Origin of the sequence: Roseovarius sp. D22-M7, from assembly GCF_037083785.1 — a bacterium.
GTDB lineage: Bacteria > Pseudomonadota > Alphaproteobacteria > Rhodobacterales > Rhodobacteraceae > Roseovarius.
Genome location: NZ_JBAPKY010000176.1, coordinates 1 through 1,155, shown reverse-complemented (window position 1 = coordinate 1,155; position 1,155 = coordinate 1). Strand labels below are relative to the sequence as shown.

Annotated in this window: 1 protein-coding gene and 1 pseudogene; both read left to right on the top strand. The window is 65.4% G+C overall.

Annotated elements, in window-relative coordinates:
- Nucleotides 1–15: 15 nt before the first annotated feature.
- A complete protein-coding gene (locus V8324_RS21960) occupies nt 16–909 on the top strand; it encodes an ATP-binding protein (RefSeq protein ID WP_336422007.1) in 894 nt (297 codons plus the stop codon).
- A gap of 13 nt (nt 910–922) precedes the next feature.
- Nucleotides 923–1,155 (top strand): annotated as a pseudogene (locus V8324_RS21955) (hypothetical protein); the annotation flags it as partial.

Genomic DNA, 1,155 nt, shown 5'->3' with positions numbered 1-1,155 from the left:
GACGGAGGTGCTGTCATGACCGGCGCGCTTCCCATCATCACCGCCGACCAGCGGCTGGCGGAAACCCGCGGCATCAAGGGCGTGATCTTCGGCCCCTCGGGGATCGGCAAGACCAGCCTGCTCTGGACGCTGAACAACTCGACCACGCTGTTCTTCGATCTCGAGGCCGGGGATCTGGCCATCGAAGGGTTGGGCGTGGATGTGATCCGCCTGCGGACATGGGCGGAATGCCGGGATTTCGCGGTGTTCATCGGCGGGCCCAATCCGGCGCTGCGCGCCGACCAGCCCTACAGCCAGGCGCATTTTGACGCGGTTTGCGCCAAGTTCGGCGATCCGGCCGTGCTGGAAAAGTACGCCACGGTGTTCATCGACTCGATCACCGTGGCGGGGCGGCTGTGCTTTGGCTGGTGCAAGGGCCAACCCGAGGCCCATTCGGAAAAGACCGGCAAGCCCGATGTGCGCGGCGCGTATGGCCTGCACGGCCGCGAGATGATCGCGTGGCTCACGCATCTGCAGCACACGCGGGCCAAGAATGTCTGGCTCATAGGCATCCTCGACCGGAAGCTCGACGACTTCAATCGCCCGGTGTTCCAGCCGCAGATCGACGGCTCCAAGACCGGGCTCGAGCTGCCGGGGATCGTCGACCAGGTCATCACCATGGCCGAGTTCAAGGCCGAGGATGGCACCCTGCAGCGCGGCTTTGTCTGCCAGACGCTGAACCCCTGGGGCTATCCGGCCAAGGACCGCTCCGGTCGGCTCGAGATGCTCGAGGCGCCCCATCTGGGTCGGCTGATGGACAAGATCCGCGGCCCGCTCGTGCCAGAAGAACGCCGGCTGACCTACCACGCCCCCGAGCTTCCGGCGCCGCCCAAGGCGCAGGCAACCTCTAACTCCAATCCCTCCAACTGAAAGGACGACCCCCATGTCTCTCTGGAACGATTTCAACGACGCGCAATCGAATGCCAATGTCATCCCCAAGGGCACGCTGGCCAAGGTGCGCATGACCATCCGTCCGGGCGGGTTCGACGATCCCGCGCAGGGCTGGACCGGCGGCTATGCAAAGCGGGCCTCCACCGGCGCGGTATACCTCGATGCCGAATACACGGTGCTCGAGGGGCCCTATGCCAAGCGCAAGATCTGGTCGCTGATCGGGCT

What these genes read in the sequence shown, in the direction of transcription:
- V8324_RS21960 (WP_336422007.1), top strand. Translation starts at nt 16, where the DNA reads ATGACCGGCGCGCTTCCCATCATCACCGCCGACCAGCGGCTGGCGGAA.